Annotated in this window: 5 protein-coding genes; 2 read left to right on the plus strand and 3 right to left on the minus strand. The window is 70.9% G+C overall.

What is annotated here, in order from left to right; translation table 11 throughout:
• Window positions 1-491, plus strand: a 491-nt coding sequence (locus RIF89_RS11450) for a PepSY domain-containing protein (protein ID WP_375294476.1), incomplete at its 5' end; no start/stop codon positions are given.
• A 100-nt stretch (window positions 492-591) separates the two neighbouring features.
• Here RIF89_RS11450 and RIF89_RS11455 read toward each other — a convergent pair.
• The gene (locus RIF89_RS11455; protein WP_309069240.1) at window positions 592-1,092 is read right to left on the minus strand and encodes an N-acetyltransferase family protein; all 501 of its coding nucleotides are present in this window, start codon (window positions 1,090-1,092) and stop codon (window positions 592-594) included.
• A gap of 98 nt (window positions 1,093-1,190) precedes the next feature.
• Between RIF89_RS11455 and RIF89_RS11460 the strand changes: the two genes are divergently transcribed.
• Window positions 1,191-2,000, plus strand: a complete 810-nt coding sequence (locus RIF89_RS11460) for a hypothetical protein (protein ID WP_309069241.1) — start codon at window positions 1,191-1,193, stop codon at window positions 1,998-2,000.
• A gap of 80 nt (window positions 2,001-2,080) precedes the next feature.
• Here RIF89_RS11460 and RIF89_RS11465 read toward each other — a convergent pair whose 3' ends face one another.
• Together RIF89_RS11465 and RIF89_RS11470 are read right to left on the minus strand one after the other, a co-directional pair.
• A complete protein-coding gene (locus tag RIF89_RS11465) occupies window positions 2,081-3,058 on the minus strand; it encodes a zinc-binding dehydrogenase (protein WP_309069242.1) in 978 nt (325 codons plus the stop codon).
• A gap of 160 nt (window positions 3,059-3,218) precedes the next feature.
• Window positions 3,219-4,163, minus strand: a 945-nt coding sequence (locus RIF89_RS11470) for a hemolysin family protein (protein ID WP_309069243.1), incomplete at its 5' end; no start/stop codon positions are given.

Genomic DNA, 4,163 nt, shown 5'->3' on the forward strand with positions numbered 1-4,163 from the left:
CCGACGACTCCGTATCCGAGAATTCCGACGGCTCCGACGACTCCGGATCGGACGACTCCGCCGGAAGCGCCACGGTCCGCGGCAGCGACTCCTCCGACGAGATCACGGCGATCGCGGATGCGGCCTCCGAGGTCGCCGAGGGCGATGCGGTCGACATCGACGCGAAGCGCGACGGCTCGTGGGAGGTCACGCTCGAGACCGCCGACGGCGACGAGAGCGAGGTCCGTGTCGCGTCCGACGGCACCGCGCGCGTCATCGAGACCGAGGACGCCGGATCCGACGATCGCGGCCCCGAGCACGTGCTGGACGCCGACACCATCGACGCCCTGGTGAAGGCAGCACTCTCCGACACCCCGGGCACGGTCCTCGAGCTCGACAGCGGTGACGGCTCGACGCCCTACGACGTCACGGTCCTCTCGGCCGACGGCACCACGGTCGACCTCGAGCTGGACCAGGAGTTCACGATCGCGGCCCGCGACACGGACGACTGACCGCTCCGCCGACCGACCCGCGCTTCGAGAGCCCCGCACAGCGTGCGGGGCTCTCGGCGTGCGAGTCCGGGAGCGGGCTCGGTCGGACCGAAGGGGTCGCTCAGTCGCGGCGACGACGCTCGATGAGCACCGTGTCGCGCCACCGCCCCGCCTGCGGGCCGAGCTGTGCCCGCGCGATCCGCTCGCGACGCCCCACTTCCCGGAAGCCGGCCGCCGCGTGCAGTCGCAGGCTCGCGACGTTCTCGGGGAAGATCGACGCCTGGATCGTCCAGAACCCGGCCTCATCGGCTGCGGCGAGGAAATCCGCGAGCAGGAGGTGCCCGACGCCGCGTCCGCGGGCCTCGGCGGCGATGTAGATGGAGTGCTCGATCACGCCCCGGTAGACCGCGCGGGCCGAGACGCGCGACGCCGCCGCCCACCCCAGGATGTGACCCGCCTCATCGACCGCGACCAGGCGCGGCTCGGGCAGCTTCCCGGAATCGAACGTCGGCCACGACGGCGGCTCGGTCTCGAACGTCGCCTCGCCGGTGTCGATCCCCTCCCGGTAGATCCGCTCGACGATCGGCCAGTCGGCGGCTGTCATCGAGCGGGTCCGGATCATACGATCCATTCTGCCGCGGGCTCGGGTGACGAGTCGGCCGCGGGCACCGGCCCGCTAGCGTTCTGATGGCGCCTCAGCGCCGGCCGGAAAGGGGCAGCATGTCGGTCACGGGCACACCACCGCGCGACGATGTGCGCCGTCGGCTGAGCGATGCGTTACGAGAAGGTCGGCCGGATGCGGTCGCCGACACCCTCGAGCCGATCGCCGTCGACGACCGCATCGCGTTCCGCAAGGGCGTCAGGGACGCCGCCGACGGGATCCTCGGCGCCGCCGGCGGGTCTCGGGACCCGTCGCGGCGGTGGAGGGGAGTTCTCCGAAGCGGACACTATGCGGCAGCGCAGGTCGCGCTGCTCGGCACCAGCTCCCTCTCGCGGGCGACGCAGATCGGCGCGCTCGACACGAACGTGGCCGCCGACTACATCCCGCGGCTTTTCCCGGACGATCTCGATGCCTTCGTAGAGGCCTACGCCCTCCGCTTCCTCACAAACCCGAAGGCGTGGGACCGCAACAGGGGTATCGAGGCCATCTTCGACTGGGCACAGCGAGGCATCATCGCCCCGCCGCTGCAGCAGGGCGCCGCGCTCATGCTGATCTGCTGGGCGCCTGGGCCCTCGCTGTGGAGCTACCTCCAGCAGCATCCGGTGACGATCCACACGACGCTGCCGCAGATCTTCCACGTGCCGGGAATCAAGGGCGCATCCGCCGCGCAGCGCGACGCTGCCCGGCCCGGCTCTCGCCTGGACGGCTACGTCATCCCACGCCTGATCAGGGAGCACTCGTGGAATCGGGATGACGTCCTGCGCTGGTGCGAGACCGCGCTGCTCGTCCCTCGCAGCGCGTATGAGCAGCGCTGGTTCCAAGCGCTGCGGCAGCGGGTGGATTCGCTTCCTGGCGCGCGTCCGCACTAGGCGCGCGGGCGACTCCCGAGCGCCGGTCATCCGGCACGGGGCACGGCACCGTCGAACGTGCGGAGCCCCGCGCCCTGCGGCTACGGACGGAGGAGGATCTTGCCCGAGCGGCCCGCCGCGAAATTGGCGTTCGCGGCCTGCGAGATCTCCGCGAGCGGATAGACCGCCTCCACGGGAAGGGTGATCGTCCCGTCGCCGAGCCGTGCGAGGAGTTCGCCCATCAGGCGGTCGCGGTCCTCCGCCGCCATCGCGGCGCTCACCTTGCTGCCCCAGAAGCCACGCACCGTGGCCTCCTTGAAGATCACGTCACCGGAGCCGATCTCCATCACCGGTGAGGCCATCGCGCCGAACACGACGAGCGTGCCGTTCTCGGCGAGCTGCGACATGACGTCGCCGCTGGAGCGTCCCCCAACCGAGTCGACGCCGACACGGATCGGCGCGCCGCCGGTGATCTCGGCCACCCGCTGCTGCCACCCGTCGGAGTCGGTGGCGACGATGCGGCCGATGCCCTGCGCCTCGAGCTCGGCGATGCCGTCGGAGCGCCGCACGAGACCGACGACGTTGATGCCGCGGCCCACTGCGAGCTGCGCGACGAGGCGCCCGACGGCGCCGTTGGCGGCGTTCTGCAGCAGCCACTCGCCCTCCCCGAGGCCGAGCGAATCGAGAAGGCTGATCGCGGAGAAGGGCATCGCCACGAGCTGCGCGGCGACCTCGTCGCTCAAGCCTTCCGGCACCGGGATCAGCGTGCCGGCCTTCGCGACGAACTGCTCGGCCCAGACGCCGAACGTTCCGCCTGCGACGACGCGCTGGCCGATCTGCAGGTGGTCGACACCCTCGCCGAGCGCGTCCACGACGCCCACGGCCTCGGTGCCGGCGCGCGCAGGCAGCTCCGGCTTGAACCCGTAGGTGCCACGGACCGTCCAGAGGTCGTGATTGTGGATGGCGGCCAGCGTGAGGCGCACGCGCGCCTCCCCCGGTCCCGGCTCGGGGGCCGCGACGTCCTCGACGGCGAGGACCTCCGCGGGATCGCCGAATGCGTGATGGATGAGTGCCTTCATGACGGGCCTTCCTTCGTGAGGACGATGACTGCGCAGTCGTCGCGTCGCGACATGATGCGCCAACGTGCACGCATCGAGGGTTGTTCCCCGTCGGCGTGTCCGGGGGCGGTCATCCGGATGTCGTCGCGAGGACGGGTCGCGTTTCCGTCAGGGTCCCGGCTCACTGCTGCGCCGAGAGCTGCTCCGCCGGGAGAGGCGTGATCCGCACCCCCGCGACGCGCCGTCGGTCGAGCTCGACCACCTGGATGGTCGCTCCGGGGACCTCGATGACGTCCCCCACCACCGCCAGCCGGCCGAGCCTCTCGATGACGAATCCCGCGATCGTGTCGGACGAGCCGCGCGGCAGCGTCACCCCGGTCAGCTCTTCGAAGTCCTGCAGGTTGAGACGGCCGTCCAGCGTTCCCCCTGCAGACGCAGGGTCCACCGCGGTGTCGTACTCGTCGAAGATCTCGCCGACGACCTCCTCGACGAGATCCTCGAGCGTCACGATGCCGTCCGTCCCGCCGTACTCGTCGACGACGACCGCGATGTGGTGCCCTTCGGCTCGCATCCGGGTCAGTGTCGCCAGCACCCCGGCCGTCGAGGGCAGATAGGAGATGGGCCGACTCAGCCGCTCGACGGTGCCTCCCGGTCCGGCCGATGCCGTATCGAACAGGTCTCGCACGTGGACGAATCCGGTGATGTCGTCGATCGACTTGTCGACGACCGGGTAGCGCGAGAACGGCAGCTCGCGCACCTGCGCGACGGCGTCGGCGATGCTCGCCGTCGCGTCGATCGCGATGACCTCGGGGCGCGGCCGCATGACCTCGCTCACCTGACGGCCGCGCAGCGACAGCACGTCGTCGAGGATCCGCCGTTGATCGTCGGGCAGCCCCTGGTGGGTGGCCACGATGTCGCGGATCTCCTCTTCGGTCAGCTCGTCCGCGGTCTTGTGCGGATCACCGCCGAGCACGCGGACCAGCGCGTTGGTCGAGATCGACAGCAGCCAGATCACCGGCTTCATGATCGTCGCGAAGCCGTTGAGCACGGGCGCGACAGCGTAGGCGAACTGTGCGTTCCGCTGGATGGCGAGGCGCTTGGGCGCCAGCTCGCCCAGCACCAGCGA

The sequence above is a fragment of the Microbacterium sp. genome (assembly GCF_031178525.1).
GTDB lineage: Bacteria > Actinomycetota > Actinomycetes > Actinomycetales > Microbacteriaceae > Microbacterium.

Excerpts from the sequence above, each read along its gene's own strand:
- RIF89_RS11455 (WP_309069240.1), bottom strand. The coding sequence starts at position 1,092 with ATGATCCGGACCCGCTCGATGACAGCCGCCGACTGGCCGATCGTCGAG.
- RIF89_RS11460 (WP_309069241.1), top strand. The coding sequence starts at position 1,191 with ATGTCGGTCACGGGCACACCACCGCGCGACGATGTGCGCCGTCGGCTG.
- RIF89_RS11465 (WP_309069242.1), bottom strand. The coding sequence starts at position 3,058 with ATGAAGGCACTCATCCATCACGCATTCGGCGATCCCGCGGAGGTCCTC.